Here is a 13,191-nt window from a genome sequence, read left to right on the forward strand (position 1 = left end):
AGCTCAGATCGAAGCCTTCGTCGATCACTACAATCATCAGCGGTATCACGAGAGCATCAACAACGTCACACCTGCCGACGTCTACTTCGGGCGTGACAAAGCCATTCTAAAACAAAGGGAAAGGATCAAACGTAAGACGTTCGAAGCGCGACGCTTGCATCACCGCCAGCGTGCCGCATAATGCAACCAACCAGATGAGCCAGATACTCTCTTAGTTTAAGCTGCCATTGGTTCCAAAAACCCTGACGACGGACAGGCAAGGATTTCGGGGAACGGCGGCGGATTGCAACGCTGGCAGCACAGATGGCTGAGATCAACATTGTGCTGACGGATGCCTCAATCGCCATGTTTGAGCGTTTGACGGGCCAGTTGTTTACACGTTCCAAACGCAAGCAGGGTCAGAGCTTACAGGCAAGCCAGTCTCAAATTGGCCGCCTGATGCGCCTGTTTGGGGGCACCATCGATGCCATGAGCGAAGCCTTTGAAAACGGTGAAGATCCCTTCAAGGTGCTGGACGAAACTGTTGGCTGGGAACGCCTGATGCAATCGCGTTCTGAAGTTGATGCGCTTGGCAATCTGGCGACTGAAGACCCTCTTTCTCTCGCAACAAAACGATACATCCAACTACGACGGTTCGCGCCGGCGTTTTTGGACGCCTTTTCATTTACGCTTCCCGATGCGGGGGCTGATTTACAGGCTGCTCTGTCGTTAATCAAAGAGCAAAACCGCACCGGAAAACGGAACCTTCCGGATGTTGTGCCAATGCCTTTTGCTGCAAAGCACTGGAAGTCCCTGATATATAAGGACGGTAAACCAAAACGCCGGATTTATGAAACAGCCGTGGTGGCCACCTTGCGGGATCGGCTTCGTGCTGGTGATGCCTGGGTTAAGGGCAGCCGGGATTATCGCCGCTTTGATGCATATCTGATGCCGAAGGTCGAGGCGGAAAGTATCATGAGCGAAACAGGTTTGCCGATTGATGGGCGGGTTTGGTTAGCGCAGCGTCGCAATCTCTTGAACCAGCGATTGAGAGAAGTGGATCGCAAACTGAAACGTGGCCAACTGGAAGGGGTCAGGATTGAAAACGGGCGATTGAAAATCACACCACATGATCCAGTAACACCCTCGTCCGGTGAACAGCTCGACCGCGCGATTGATGCCGTCATGCCGCGCATCCGCATTACAGAATTACTTTGGGATGTGGGCCGCCACACTGGCTTCCTCGATACCTTCACCGATTTGCGCTCGGGGCGCACCAACGCCAATCCCGCCACGGTTCTGGCCTCAATTCTGGCCGGGGCAACCAATCTTGGATTGGAGCGCATGGCGCAGGCCTCCGAGAATGTGTCTCATGCCCAACTGTCTTGGGCTTCAAACTGGTATCTGCGCCCCGAAACTTACAGCGGCGCTCTAACGCGGATTATTGATGCCCACCACTCTTTGTCATTTGCCCAAATCTGGGGCCAAGCCGAGCACACTTCTTCTGACGGGCAGTTCTTTGCCGCCGCGCGTAACTCGGGTGAGATCAACGCCAAATATGGACCTGATCCAGGCCTGAAAATCTATTCCTTCCTGTCTGGCCAATACGGCTCATTCCATTCAAGCGTGATCGGGGCCACATCAGGGGAAGCTCCGTTTGTGCTGGACGGGCTGATGGGGAATGCCGCCCAGTTCAATCCGCTGACCCATTATGTTGATACCGGTGGGGTGTCAGATCATGTCTTTGCTCTGTTCCATCTGCTTGGCTTGAAATTGGCACCCCGGTTGCGGGATTTTCCAGATCGACGGCTGGCTTGTTTTGGGAAGCCAAATGTCTGGAAAGGGTTGTCACCCCTCATGGGTAAACCGATAAACGAAGAGGTTATTCTGAGCCATTGGGATGATGTTATCCGGCTGGCTGCCAGCGTGAAAAACGAGTCCGTAAAGCCCTCAGCCTTGCTCCGAAAACTAGGAGCCTATCGCCAGCAGAATCGCCTATATCTTGCCCTTGGCGAAATCGGCCGTATTGAACGCACCCTGTTCATGCTGGACTGGATAGAAAGCCCGCAGCTACGGCAGGAATGTCAGGCGGGCCTGAATAAGGGGGAGGCGCGCCACACTCTGGCAAAAGCCGTTTTTGCCCATTCTCAGGGGCGCATTAATGACCGATCTCCAGATGCGCAGCAAAAACGGGCCATGGCGCTCAACCTTGTCATTGCCGCGATCATATACTGGAACACGATGTATATGAACAAAGCGGCAGATCATTTGCGACGGGCTGGAAAACTTCCTGACCCAAGCCTGCTAAAGCATGTCTCGCCCTTGGGGTGGACCCATATCAACCTCACAGGCGATTATGTCTGGGATTCCGGGGCCGCTGAACGCTCAAACGAGCGCCCACTGCACCTCAGCTACGCGAGAAAATGGGGTTGAGGATGAAAAATCAACCAAGTTCGCTAAATGTTCTTCCTTAGCGTTACTTAGCGAACAAACCTTGCGATGACGCCAGATATCCTAAGAAGTGCGGCCACCATGGTCGCAGGCATCATGCCGCCCAGCCAGCTCCTGCGAAAGTTTGCGTCTTATCCTCGCCAGCACGAATTGGCCGTGGCCCTTCGGGAAATCGGCCGCATCGAGCGCACGCTCTTCATAATTGACTGGTTACTTGATGCCGACATGCAGCGGCGCGCCCAGATTGGCCTAAACAAAGGCGAGGCGCATCATGCCCTGAAAAACGCTCTGCGCATCGGACGGCAGGGTGAAATCCGTGATCGAACCGCCGAAGGACAGCACTACCGCATGGCGGGTCTCAGCCTGCTCGCTTCAATCATCATCTTTTGGAATACTGACCAGTTGGGGAAAGCGGTTCAGCAGAGGCAAAAGGCCGGATTGGACTGCGCGCCTGAGCTTCTGTCGCACATCTCACCACTCGGATGGGCGCATATCTTGCTCACAGGCGAATATCGGTGGCCAAAATCATGATCAAACAAGCTTATGATACGATTCCGCCCCCAGCCGGAGTCGACCCCATGATCACCAATCCCACGGCCACACTCCAATCCTGATTAAACAGGGAAGTGTGACACTTCTACTTTGCAGATGTGGGACATTATCGCTTTGCTGCTACAATAGAATTATCGCATAATCTATCTTATGTTAAATCTTAATCTGAAGCGGACCTTCGTGTAGGCGCTTGCCAAGGTACACATCGCGGACTTAGTTAGCTTTCGCTGCATCAGCCCGAATGGCTGTTATCCGTTTCGGGCAACTAAACCAGCCCGACTTCCTCTCGAAAGAACGGCCTTATGTCACGAAGGGTGCAAAAGGAATACGTTCTCGGTGTGCAGCCTTTGCGACAAGATCATCAACGGCTGCGAGAAAATGTGGTGAAGCGTTGTGCGCGTCCCACCCAGAGGCATCTTCGTAAAGCTCATAAACAAAGAACTGCGAAGGATCGTCGGGTGATCTGTAGGGCATGAAGAACTTCATGCCCGGTTCCGCGTTTGATGGTCCAGCCAAATTCTGGAGGATTTCAGCTACGGCGTCAGATTCCCCTTCCTTGGCCGTGATCCGCACCATCACCGCGAAACCTGTATTGAGGTTTCGGGCCGCTGAATTGTCGTCGTAAGCTCCCATCCGTTCAACCCCGATCCGTCAGCAATCGAAGACCTGCGAGGCCGAAGAATGCGCCAAGCGCGCCTTGGATGAAGCGGCGTGCGCGCCCGTAAACGCGAACCATCATCGGGGTTGAAAAAGCCACCGCATAGAGAAGGTGGATCACCACGGACAAGACAAACGTGCCGCCCACAATCGCGCCAGCGACCCACAGCGGTGCACCGGGAGCAAGGCCGAGCGAGATAATCGCGAACCACGCCAATGCAGCTTTCGGGTTCGTCATTTGGATAATGTATCCACGCCTTGCGTAGCCCCATGCAGTGCGTCGCCCGCCCGCCAGCTCTGTGGCGTCAATATCGTGGGCAGATGCCGCTGACCGAAACGCCTTATACGCCAACCAGAGCAAGTAGAGACCGCCAAATACTTTGATGATGAGAATAGCCGAAGCGTAGGTAGCAAGCAGGGCTGATAGCCCGATTGCGGTAAGCACCGCCCACGTGAGGGTGCCTGTCGCAACACCCATGGCAAGTGCTATACCTGAAGGACGGTTCACGGCCATCGACGTTCCGATCACAGCGAGGACGTTTGGACCGGGACTGGCAATCGCCATCAAAAATGCGCCGTAAGAAAGCAGGATGCCCGGCAGGTAGGGGGAGATGTTTTCCATCAAATGTAGCCTCGCTGAAGAAGAGTAATGTTCGCACTATGTTCTGCATCACGACTTTCCGCAAGGATTTGTTGATCCGCAAATAGCGGTAGATCGCGATAGCAGCCGTTCATACGCCGCGCAGCATCGGTGATTTCGGGCTCTTTTTCCTCTTTCGCCGCGTTGGGAACGAACGGCGGCTAACCCGAACAGCGCTTAGAGTGTCATTTCGCCCCCTCCCGCAAACGACCCCAGGTTGCATGTTTCCCTTCAGGATGGTGAGTATGCCACAAAAATTCAATGCTGACCGCCGGGACAAAATTCCGAAACAGAAATACCGAGTAACGAATTGGGCGGACTACAACGAAAGCCTGCGACGGCGCAGTGATCTGACGGTTTGGGTCAGTGAGGAAGGGCTGGGTTTGTGGTCTGCTCCGCGGCGGACGACGCGCGGTGGCCAACAAAAGTATTCGGATATTGCGATCAAGATAGGTCTGACCTTGGGTGGGCTTCAAGCAGGCGTTGCGTCAAACCCAAGGCCTGATGCGCAGCATCTCCGCCTTGCTGGAAGTAGCCATCGCTGTCCCGGATTTCTCTACCCTCTCGCGCCGGGGCGAGGGCCTGACTTTGCACGCGACGCGCGAAATGACCCGATCTAATCCGGTTCATCATGTGGTGGATAATACTGGCCTGAAGATTTTAGGCGAGGGCGAATGGCTGGAAGAAAGGCATAAAAAAAGCGCAATCGGCGCTCTTGGCGCAAGCTGCACCTCGGTCTTGATCTTGTCAGTGGCGAGATCGTCTGCGCGGATCTGACCAAGGATGATGTTGACGATACGACAGCACTACCAGGCCTGCTGGATCAAGTCGAAAGCCCGGTAGATCTGTTCCTTGCGGATGGAGCTTACGACGGAGAACCAACATCTGATTTACATGCTGCTCGGTTTGGGTCGATGATGGAGGTCACGTTCCCACCTCCCAGAAACGCGACCCTGAGCCCCAATGCGATCGAAAATCCGACGGCACGGGACTGTCATATCGCCGAGATCGCAACCCGCGGGCGGATGGCCCGGCAGAAAGCCACTGGCTACAATCAACGCAGTCGAGGTGAAACTCTAATGGGCCGCTGGAAGGCTGTCATTGGGCCAAAGCTAAAGGCGCGCAACTTCGAAAATCAGAAAACAGAAGCCAAGATTGGATTCCGGGTTCTCAACCGGATGACCGGACCTGGCCGCCCAAGATTTGAACGCACCGCCTGAATTACGTCTCGGGTAGGGCGCGTTCCAAGCTGCAACTGATCTGTGCAACAACGCCCATCCACACGTCGTTTTCTTGGTCAACGTCTATAGAGCCACGTTATCGCACTGCGTCACTACGGCCCAACAATCCATTCGGGCGTAGAACCAAGAACCCAATGATAAGTGAAAGGGAAATAGCATCACGGAATGGCAGAAGGCTTTCGTTCAAGCTCGCACGAAGCGTGACCTCTAAGATGCCCAGCAAGAACCCTCCTAGAACGGCGCCGCCTAGACTTCCCATCCCGCCCAAAACAACAGCGATAAAGGCTTTCAGAACGGGTACAAAACCCATCAAAGGGTCAACTGAGCCGCGCTGTGCCACCCAGAGAAATCCTGACAGGCCTGCCAACAACCCAGAGATGGCAAATGCCGAGACAATGACGCGGTTAGCCGAGATACCCATAAGGCGTGTAATTGTGAAATCTTGCGCGGCGGCGCGCATAGCAAGGCCTAGCGTTGAGAAGCGCAAGAATGCCACCAGCCCACTGAGAGCAACGAGGGTCACGGTGATCGAAATGCTTTGCAATGTGCCGATACGCATACCGCCCAAATCCAATGTAGACGTCAGCCAAGATGGTACCGCCAAAGCGATCGGGCGTGGCGAAATGAAGTTTTGAAACAGCACATGCAAAATCGAGCTGATGGCAAAGGTCGTGAGTAACATGGTTGTCAAAGACGCCCCCCGCACTGGCCGAAAGGCAACCCGTTCAATCAGTGCTGCACTGCCTGCTGCGACGCAAAAGGAAAGAATGACAGCGAGAAGAAATGGCCAACCAAAAGTCGCCGAGATGAAGACCATCGTATAACCGCCCAAAGTCATGATTTCACCATGAGCGAAATTGATCATGCCAAGCACCGAAAAAACCATGGCCAAGCCCAAACCCAGCAGGGCATAAACCCCACCCAAAGCAAGCGCGTTTAGAACTTGCTGCGCAAAGATCTCGGTCATTTTCGCTCTCCAAAAAACATGTCTTTGAGGTCGGTATTGGTCAACAGATCGCTGGATGACCCCTGCACCTGAATTTCGCCGTGGCTCATCACGTAGCCTCGGTCTGCGATCTGCAAAGCACGTTCAACATCTTGCTCAACCAACAGCACGGAAATGCCTAGGGTCTTTAGATCGGCAATTGTTTCAAAGATTGCATCGACAATTTTCGGAGCGAGGCCAAGCGATGGCTCATCCAGCAAGACCACCTTTGGGTCAGACATCAAGGCGCGCGCGATAGCTAGCATCTGTTGCTCGCCACCAGAAAGGGTGCCCGCAGTCTGAGTGTAACGCGCCCTGAGCTTTGGAAAACGCTCCAACATGCGCTGTTCGATCTCTTTGGGATTTTTAGCGGTCGCGCCACCCAAACGAAGATTTTCAGCAATCGTTAGGTACGGAAAGATGCGCCGCCCTTCGGGACTTAGTGTTAGTCCAGCGCGCACCAATTGTTCTGTTCCAAATTCGGAAACATCCTGGCCCAAAAGTTCAACTGTACCTTCACGATCGGCCAACCCAACAGTTGCCATCAATGTCGAGGATTTCCCAGCGCCATTCGGTCCGATCAGCGTTACGATTTCTCCTCGGTTTACGGTAAGTTCCAAGCCGCGGACGGCTTGGATAACACCATAACTGACGCCCAGTCCGCGCAAAACAAGCGCGGACTGGTCAGTTTTATCTACGGTGTCGTGCATTTATTTGCTCGCTGGAAGCAAGGCCGCATCAATCACGCGGGTATCAAGATGAACGACAGCACCGTTTGATACTTGGTTCAATGACACAGAACGCGCAGGAATACCGTTGCGGCCGGCGTATGTGATCGTTCCAGTAGAGACATTTAGTCCATCAATTTCCGAAACCGCTTGCTGTAACGCGGCGCCTTCTAGAGACCCTGCTACGCGTGCCGCTTCTTGGATCACAAGGATCATGTCATAGCCTGTGGCAGCAAAGCTGTTGGTTAATGGCTGACCATAGACGTCGTTGTATTTGGCGAAAAAGGCGGCAAGAGGCGATCCTTCAACGGGGAAACCTGCATTCGAGAAGACTACACCTTCGGAAACGTCGCCAAGGGACACAGTTGTTGGGCTATCAATACCGTCACTTCCGTATACCGCAGACATCACGCCCGCAGACCGCAGTTGGCGTAAAAAGGCCGGAAAATCAGGTTCATATGCGGATGTCATTACGACGTCCGGATGAGGGTCCAAATTCGCAATGCGCGTGACTTCGGCAGAAAAGTCCTGCTGGCCAAATGAATAGGTGCCCTTCCCGACAACGGCGCCACCAAGCGTCGTGAAGACTTCGCCGAAGTACTCAGGCAAATTACCAGTATACGTGGTTTCTGGTGACACAAGCAAATAGGCCGTGCTCAGATCTTGTTCACGCGCATACTGTGCAAGCGTTGCGCCCTGAACAATATCGGCAACGTAATTCACAAAGTAAAATTCGCCGATCGCCTGTGTCAGGCTGGCGTTTGTTGCACATGTTGAAAAGCTAGGAATACCCGCGTCTTGGGCAATCAAACCGCCAGCAATCGCTGGGTCGTCATCGCAAGGCAGCACGATGATATCCGCACCTGCATCGACCAATTCCTGCACAACAATAGATGTTTGAACGGTATCAGAACGCACATCACGTATCATGGATTCAATTTTGAATTTACCATCAGCCCCCCCCGCTGCGTTCAATTCGTCGATGGCAATTTTTGCACCCTCGACTGTGGGGGTGTCATAGGGTGCTAGATATCCGGTCAATGAAACCGCAAATCCGATGTTCAACACATCGTCCTGTGCAACAGCCGCGGTGGTCAATAGACAACTCGTGCATGCCGAAATGCCGACAGTGCGGGCAAAAGCAGAAAAGATCATAATGTTTTCCTTCGGTTGTGATGAGGTTTAAGTAGCGGTGTAAGCTTCGAGATTTTGGTCCGCGCTTCGTTCGCCGAAATAGGCTGCTGTTACCTTAGGGTTCTCACGGATCTCTGCAGGCGACCCGACAGCGATCAGATGGCCCTCGTTCAGAACAGCAACGCGATTTGAAAGACGCAGGATCATTGGCAAATCGTGGTCGATTAACAAAATACCCAGGCCATCGACATCGCGCAGCGAACAGATGATATTGGCAAGTTCTGCAGTTTCTGTACTGTTCATGCCGGCAGCTGGTTCATCGAGCAGCAAAAAGCTTGGACATGTGGCCAAGGCCCGGGCAATTTCTAAGCGACGTTGCTGACCATATGACAGCGTCTCGGCGATCCGGTCGTCCATGCCCGCAAGGTTCACTCGGCTTAGGATTTGGGCGATACTTGGGGCATCTGCGGCACCGGGCACAGCAACTAAGGCGGCCGCGACATTCTCGTAAACACTGAGACGGCTGAAGAGGCGGATATTTTGAAACGTGCGCCCTACACCGGCATGCGCAAACGCAGTCGGATCGCTTTGACGCATGGCAATACCGTTGACTTGCACGGTTCCCTCGTCGAACGCTTGGATGCCAGAAGCGCAAGATAAAAACGTAGACTTTCCAGAACCGTTCGGACCGATCAACCCCAAGATTTCGTTTGGATTTAGAGCCAGAGACACGTCTTGCAAAGCCGTCACACCACCGTAGCGTTTGGTGATTCCGTGCACCTCAAGAAGCCGCAGGTGCTTTGGGCCGGACAGCGCAGCTCGGCTCAAGTTCTTACGTTTGTATCCACGCAGTGGCCTTACCCATGTCAGGTGGTCATCAAGCTCTTTTAACCCCATCAAACCTTCGGGGCGCAAATACAACGTGCAGATCAGCGCGAGGCTGGTGCCAATTGTTGTCAGCCCAAACAAGGCCGGAACGGTAACGCCGCCAATGTCAAATCCAGGCTCAACGCGGCGCAGCCCTTCGGAAAGCAAAGTGATAATCGCAACACCGGCAACGGCGCCCGTCGTGCTTGTGCCGCCTCCGACAATCAACATAGCCAACAATGAGAAGGTCAGATTGAAGTAAAATTCTTTAGGAGAGAACACGCCAAGATGTAAGGCAAACAGACCGCCGCCCAATGCCGTTAATGCGATACTAATCGTAAAGACCAACGCACGGGACCGTTGAACGGAAATACCTGAGGCCGCCGCGGCGACTGCGTCCTCACGAGCAGCACGCGCAACCAAACCCCATCGGCTATATTTGAACCAATCGGCCAAAATAATGGCTGCAATCGCAGCTCCAGCTGCAATAAGCGGTGTCACAACTTTTGGAACACCGTAAACCGCTTGAGCTCCGCGTGTGAATGTCGTGCCACCAACCAAAAGACTATGCGTGATAATCAACAAGCCAAGCGTTGCAATCGTGGCCGAGGCGCCATTCAAACGGGAAATTGCCAGCCCGATCAGGCCACCGATCAGAGCGAGGAAAATCAGAGTGATCATAATCGCGACGACCGGGTTTAAGCTAATGTCGCCCAAAATGTCTGGCAAATTTGGCATCAAGGCTTTTTTTCGCGCAACAGGCAGGACTAAAATGGCCGTCAAATATGCAGCAATCGCCATAAAGGCCGGGTGGCCAAAGCTGACAATTCCCGAGTTTCCAACATGCACGCCAAGCCCGACTACCAGCACGACAACAATAAAAAAGTTGCTCACCGTGTTCGAGATGGCAGGCCCCGCAAATACGGTCGTCAAACCAGCGATCACAAGACATACAACAGCCAGAATAATGACTCCGGGCTTCATGCGGCGTCTCCCTTTGTGTCAGTTTTCGCGGAATTTAGGGCCTCCAACAGTCCCATGGCGTTTGCATTGTCGGAATGCACACAGATCGTTTGCGCTGCGACAGGTACGGTTTTTCCAGAATTGGAAAGCGTTGCGCCAGTTGAGACTGCCGAAGTGGCACGCTGTGCTGCTTCAATCGGATCGACGGATTTCGGGTTGGCTACAATCGCTAGGTGGCCGTTGTCTTGATATTGAAGGTCCGCATAAAATTCACCAACAAATTCTAGGCGCTTAGCGCGATAAACTGTTTCCTGATGGGTTCCGCCCAAACCAAAAATTCGCAGATCAAACAACTTTGCGACATCGGCTATGGTACCCGCGATTTCCGGGTCGCGGCAGGCCATCCCGTAAAGCGCGCCGTGGGGCTTAAGATGCGACAGCTGCGCCCCATGAATTTTGGCTACGCCCTCAAGCGCGCCGACTTGATAGCAAAGCATTGAAAAAAGATCGGACGGCGAGATTTTCATCTCGCGACGGCCAAAACCCTGAAGGTCGGGCAATGAGGGGTGTGCGCCAATCTCAACCGAATGGGCGACTGCTAAAGCAACCGTTTCGCTCATGATCACTGGGTCAGATGCATGGAACCCGCAGGCTATGTTTGCTTGATCGATTAATGGCATGATCGCGGCGTCGTCAGCGACCCGGTACTTCCCGAAGCCCTCGCCCATGTCACAATTTATCTTGGGTATCATCCGCTTTTCTCCGCAGCGTTCCAGGTTTGAAACTTGAGCAAAGATAGCTTTGACTTTCGAATTATTTCAAATTTATTATGTTTTCAATCAGCCATGAGAAATTTTTATGTCCATTACATTGCGCCAACTCCGATACTTCGTCAGCGCTGCCGAGACCGGAAAACTTTCGACAGCAGCGTCAGCTTGCAACGTCACCCAATCCGCGATCACGCTATCGATAAAGGCGCTAGAGGATCAAATTGGATTTGATCTATTCGAGCGTAATGCCCACGGTGTCGTGCTAAGCCTTGAAGGCCAAAGATACCTTGGAAAGGCTCGGGAAATCTTGGCTCTGGTATCTAACGCTGCGATTTCCAGCAAGCATGATGAAGCGACATTGCAAAGGGCGGGCCGCATCAAAATTGCAGCGACCGATACAGTCATGGGGTATTTCCTAATGCCTCATCTGGCGCGTTTCAAAGCGCGCTATCCAAGAGTCGCCGTTGAGGTTGTGGAGCTAGATCGTGCCAAAATCGAATCAGCGCTAATGGAGGGTAAGTTGGACCTTGCGGTTACCTTAGTATCTAATATTCAACAGAATTTTGAACTCATCTCCTCGGTTCTGGTTCCATCGCAACGGCGATTGTGGCTGCCATCACGCCATCATTTACTAAACAAACAATCCATTTCTTTGCGCGATGTCGCGAAGGAACCCTTGATTATGCTGACCGTTGATGAAGCCGCCGATACCGCAAAAACGTATTGGGAACACGCTGGCCTGTCTCCGATGACCGCCATGAAAAGCGCCAATGTCGAAGCCGTTCGAACCGCAGTTGCGCGCGGATTGGGTGTGGCTGTGCTGTCGGACATGGTCTATCGAAGCTGGTCTCTGGAAGGTGATCGGATCGAAGTTCGCGATCTGAAAGAACGCATTCCGTCAATGGATGTCGGCCTTACGTGGAAATTAGGAGCAACCCTTTCGCCACTTGCACAGGAATTCCACGACTTTCTGAAAAATGCCTATTTAGGCGCCGCTAAGTGAATTTTTGGCATAAATTTTTTTTATGCAAAGGGTGTAATATTTCAATATTGCATTTGGGCCTGATGAGCGCATGCTGCGTGCAACCACCTAAAGGAGCCACGGCATGACAACCTATAAAACTTACAAACCCGAAGGCGTTTCCGATCCCTATGGATCGTATGTTCATGGCATTGAACCACCAATCGGCTCGCGTATGGTCTTTCTATCTGGCCAAATTCCTGTGGCGCCCGACGGCACTGTTCCTGACACGATGGAAGAGCAAGCCGCGATCTGTTGGCAGAATATTGAAGCCATCCTAAAGGCCGCAGGTTTGGGCATAGAAAACATCGTTCGTACCACCCAATACCTGACCGATGCATCCAAGTATCCCGAAGCGAACGCAGTGCGTGCGAAATACCTAGGCGATCATCGCACTGCCTCTGTTTCGATCACGGTCCCCGGCCTTATCGAGCCGAATTGGATGATCGAAATCGATGCCATTGCTGCAGCACCAGAGTAAGGGAAGCAGAAATGAAAAGTGTTCAAGCATGGTCCGACCGGAACTTTGAATTTGACTATTCCACAACCGCATTGATCATCGTTGATATGCAGCGTGACTTTGTCGAAGACGAAGGTGCCTGTGGTGCAGGCGGAATGAACGTCAAACCGTTACAAGCCGTCGTGCCTCGGATCAAATCCCTTCTAGAACGTTTTCGTGAGAATGGCGCGCCCGTTGTTCACACTCGTTATGGCTTTAAGCCTGATATGTCCGATCTCCCGGAAGCGGTTCGCCTACAAAGCAAGGCTGCTGGCGGTGAATATGGGACCCCTGGTCCCTTAGGGCGAATTTTGACACAGGGCGAAGCGGGCTTTGAAATCTTGGCAGAATTGTCCCCGAAACCCGGTGAAACTGTTGTGAACAAGTCGACGTTTGGCGCCTTTACCTATACCGAACTAGACAAAATACTGCGTGGAAAAGGCGTATCGCATGTGGTGATCTGCGGTGTGACCACCCAGTGCTGCGTCGAAGGCACTTTACGCGAAGCCGTAGATCGCGGTTACTTTGTCCTTACAGTTGCGGATTGCTGCGGCGCGTTTGAAGAAAAGCTGCAAAAAGGCACACTGGACGCGATTCAGAGCGAAGCGCATCTCTTTGGGTGGATTGCAGACAGCCAAGACGTTCTTTCCGCCTAATTCGTTACTTTCTATGGCCTGCCCCAAGAATACGGGTGCAGGCCATAT

At 53.0% G+C, this 13,191-nt stretch carries 13 protein-coding genes and 2 pseudogenes; 8 read left to right on the forward strand and 7 right to left on the reverse strand.

The window, feature by feature from the left end; all coding sequences use genetic code 11:
* From KMP13_RS12560 to KMP13_RS12570, 3 genes and pseudogenes are all read left to right on the forward strand, one after another.
* Positions 1-181 (forward strand): integrase core domain-containing protein (locus KMP13_RS12560; protein WP_215266192.1); only part of this gene is annotated, 181 nt, incomplete at its 5' end.
* 80 nt (positions 182-261) lie between these two features.
* A pseudogene (locus KMP13_RS12565) lies at positions 262-2,412 on the forward strand (Tn3 family transposase); the annotation flags it as partial.
* Between the two features lie 51 nt (positions 2,413-2,463).
* Positions 2,464-2,961 (forward strand): annotated as a pseudogene (locus tag KMP13_RS12570) (Tn3 family transposase); the annotation flags it as partial.
* 321 nt (positions 2,962-3,282) lie between these two features.
* Here KMP13_RS12570 and KMP13_RS12575 read toward each other — a convergent pair.
* Entirely contained in the window at positions 3,283-3,615 is a 333-nt protein-coding gene (locus tag KMP13_RS12575) for a putative quinol monooxygenase (protein WP_215266193.1), read from the reverse strand.
* 4 nt (positions 3,616-3,619) lie between these two features.
* Positions 3,620-4,261: a LysE family translocator gene (locus KMP13_RS12580; protein ID WP_215266194.1), complete on the reverse strand. Its 642-nt coding sequence runs from the start codon at positions 4,259-4,261 to the stop codon at positions 3,620-3,622.
* Between the two features lie 483 nt (positions 4,262-4,744).
* On the opposite strand from KMP13_RS12580, the gene KMP13_RS20520 reads away from it, so the two are divergent.
* The gene (locus tag KMP13_RS20520; RefSeq protein ID WP_353055710.1) at positions 4,745-5,056 is read left to right on the forward strand and encodes a transposase; all 312 of its coding nucleotides are present in this window, start codon (positions 4,745-4,747) and stop codon (positions 5,054-5,056) included.
* Entirely contained in the window at positions 5,038-5,499 is a 462-nt protein-coding gene (locus KMP13_RS20525; protein ID WP_353055711.1) for a transposase, read from the forward strand. Before KMP13_RS20520 ends, KMP13_RS20525 begins: the two co-directional genes overlap by 19 nt.
* Positions 5,500-5,596: 97 nt before the next feature.
* Here KMP13_RS20525 and KMP13_RS12590 read toward each other — a convergent pair whose 3' ends face one another.
* Genes KMP13_RS12590 through KMP13_RS12610 form a run of 5 tightly spaced genes read right to left on the reverse strand, consistent with a single transcriptional unit; the run spans position 5,597 to position 10,949 of the window.
* A complete protein-coding gene (locus tag KMP13_RS12590; protein ID WP_215266195.1) occupies positions 5,597-6,487 on the reverse strand; it encodes a branched-chain amino acid ABC transporter permease in 891 nt (296 codons plus the stop codon).
* Entirely contained in the window at positions 6,484-7,215 is a 732-nt protein-coding gene (locus KMP13_RS12595) for an ABC transporter ATP-binding protein (protein ID WP_215266196.1), read from the reverse strand. The genes KMP13_RS12590 and KMP13_RS12595 overlap by 4 nt, the downstream gene beginning before the upstream one ends.
* Entirely contained in the window at positions 7,216-8,388 is a 1,173-nt protein-coding gene (locus KMP13_RS12600) for an ABC transporter substrate-binding protein (RefSeq protein WP_215266197.1), read from the reverse strand.
* Positions 8,389-8,415: 27 nt separating this feature from the next.
* Entirely contained in the window at positions 8,416-10,218 is a 1,803-nt protein-coding gene (locus KMP13_RS12605) for a branched-chain amino acid ABC transporter ATP-binding protein/permease (protein WP_215266198.1), read from the reverse strand.
* The gene (locus tag KMP13_RS12610; RefSeq protein ID WP_215266199.1) at positions 10,215-10,949 is read right to left on the reverse strand and encodes a 5-oxoprolinase subunit PxpA; all 735 of its coding nucleotides are present in this window, start codon (positions 10,947-10,949) and stop codon (positions 10,215-10,217) included. The genes KMP13_RS12605 and KMP13_RS12610 overlap by 4 nt, the downstream gene beginning before the upstream one ends.
* Before the next feature lie 106 nt (positions 10,950-11,055).
* On the opposite strand from KMP13_RS12610, the gene KMP13_RS12615 reads away from it, so the two are divergent.
* The 3 genes from KMP13_RS12615 to KMP13_RS12625 all read left to right on the forward strand — a co-directional run bounded on the left by KMP13_RS12615 (position 11,056) and on the right by KMP13_RS12625 (position 13,143).
* Positions 11,056-11,970 carry a LysR family transcriptional regulator gene (locus KMP13_RS12615; protein ID WP_215266200.1) on the forward strand — a complete coding sequence of 305 codons (915 nt, stop codon included), beginning with the start codon at positions 11,056-11,058 and terminating at the stop codon, positions 11,968-11,970.
* Between the two features lie 103 nt (positions 11,971-12,073).
* Positions 12,074-12,469 carry a RidA family protein gene (locus KMP13_RS12620; RefSeq protein ID WP_215266201.1) on the forward strand — a complete coding sequence of 132 codons (396 nt, stop codon included), beginning with the start codon at positions 12,074-12,076 and terminating at the stop codon, positions 12,467-12,469.
* An 11-nt stretch (positions 12,470-12,480) separates the two neighbouring features.
* Positions 12,481-13,143: a cysteine hydrolase family protein gene (locus KMP13_RS12625; protein ID WP_215266202.1), complete on the forward strand. Its 663-nt coding sequence runs from the start codon at positions 12,481-12,483 to the stop codon at positions 13,141-13,143.
* Positions 13,144-13,191 lie beyond the last annotated feature (48 nt).

The sequence above is a fragment of the Epibacterium ulvae genome (assembly GCF_018678075.1).
Classification (GTDB): Bacteria; Pseudomonadota; Alphaproteobacteria; order Rhodobacterales; family Rhodobacteraceae; genus Epibacterium; species Epibacterium ulvae_A.

Bases quoted from the DNA above. Each gene is read 5' to 3' on its own strand.
- KMP13_RS12605 (WP_215266198.1), bottom strand. From the start codon at position 10,218: ATGAAGCCCGGAGTCATTATTCTGGCTGTTGTATGTCTTGTGATCGCT.
- KMP13_RS12595 (WP_215266196.1), bottom strand. From the start codon at position 7,215: ATGCACGACACCGTAGATAAAACTGACCAGTCCGCGCTTGTTTTGCGC.
- KMP13_RS12625 (WP_215266202.1), top strand. From the start codon at position 12,481: ATGAAAAGTGTTCAAGCATGGTCCGACCGGAACTTTGAATTTGACTAT.
- KMP13_RS12575 (WP_215266193.1), bottom strand. From the start codon at position 3,615: ATGGGAGCTTACGACGACAATTCAGCGGCCCGAAACCTCAATACAGGT.
- KMP13_RS12600 (WP_215266197.1), bottom strand. From the start codon at position 8,388: ATGATCTTTTCTGCTTTTGCCCGCACTGTCGGCATTTCGGCATGCACG.
- KMP13_RS12590 (WP_215266195.1), bottom strand. From the start codon at position 6,487: ATGACCGAGATCTTTGCGCAGCAAGTTCTAAACGCGCTTGCTTTGGGT.
- KMP13_RS12610 (WP_215266199.1), bottom strand. From the start codon at position 10,949: ATGATACCCAAGATAAATTGTGACATGGGCGAGGGCTTCGGGAAGTAC.
- KMP13_RS12580 (WP_215266194.1), bottom strand. From the start codon at position 4,261: ATGGAAAACATCTCCCCCTACCTGCCGGGCATCCTGCTTTCTTACGGC.
- KMP13_RS12615 (WP_215266200.1), top strand. From the start codon at position 11,056: ATGTCCATTACATTGCGCCAACTCCGATACTTCGTCAGCGCTGCCGAG.
- KMP13_RS12620 (WP_215266201.1), top strand. From the start codon at position 12,074: ATGACAACCTATAAAACTTACAAACCCGAAGGCGTTTCCGATCCCTAT.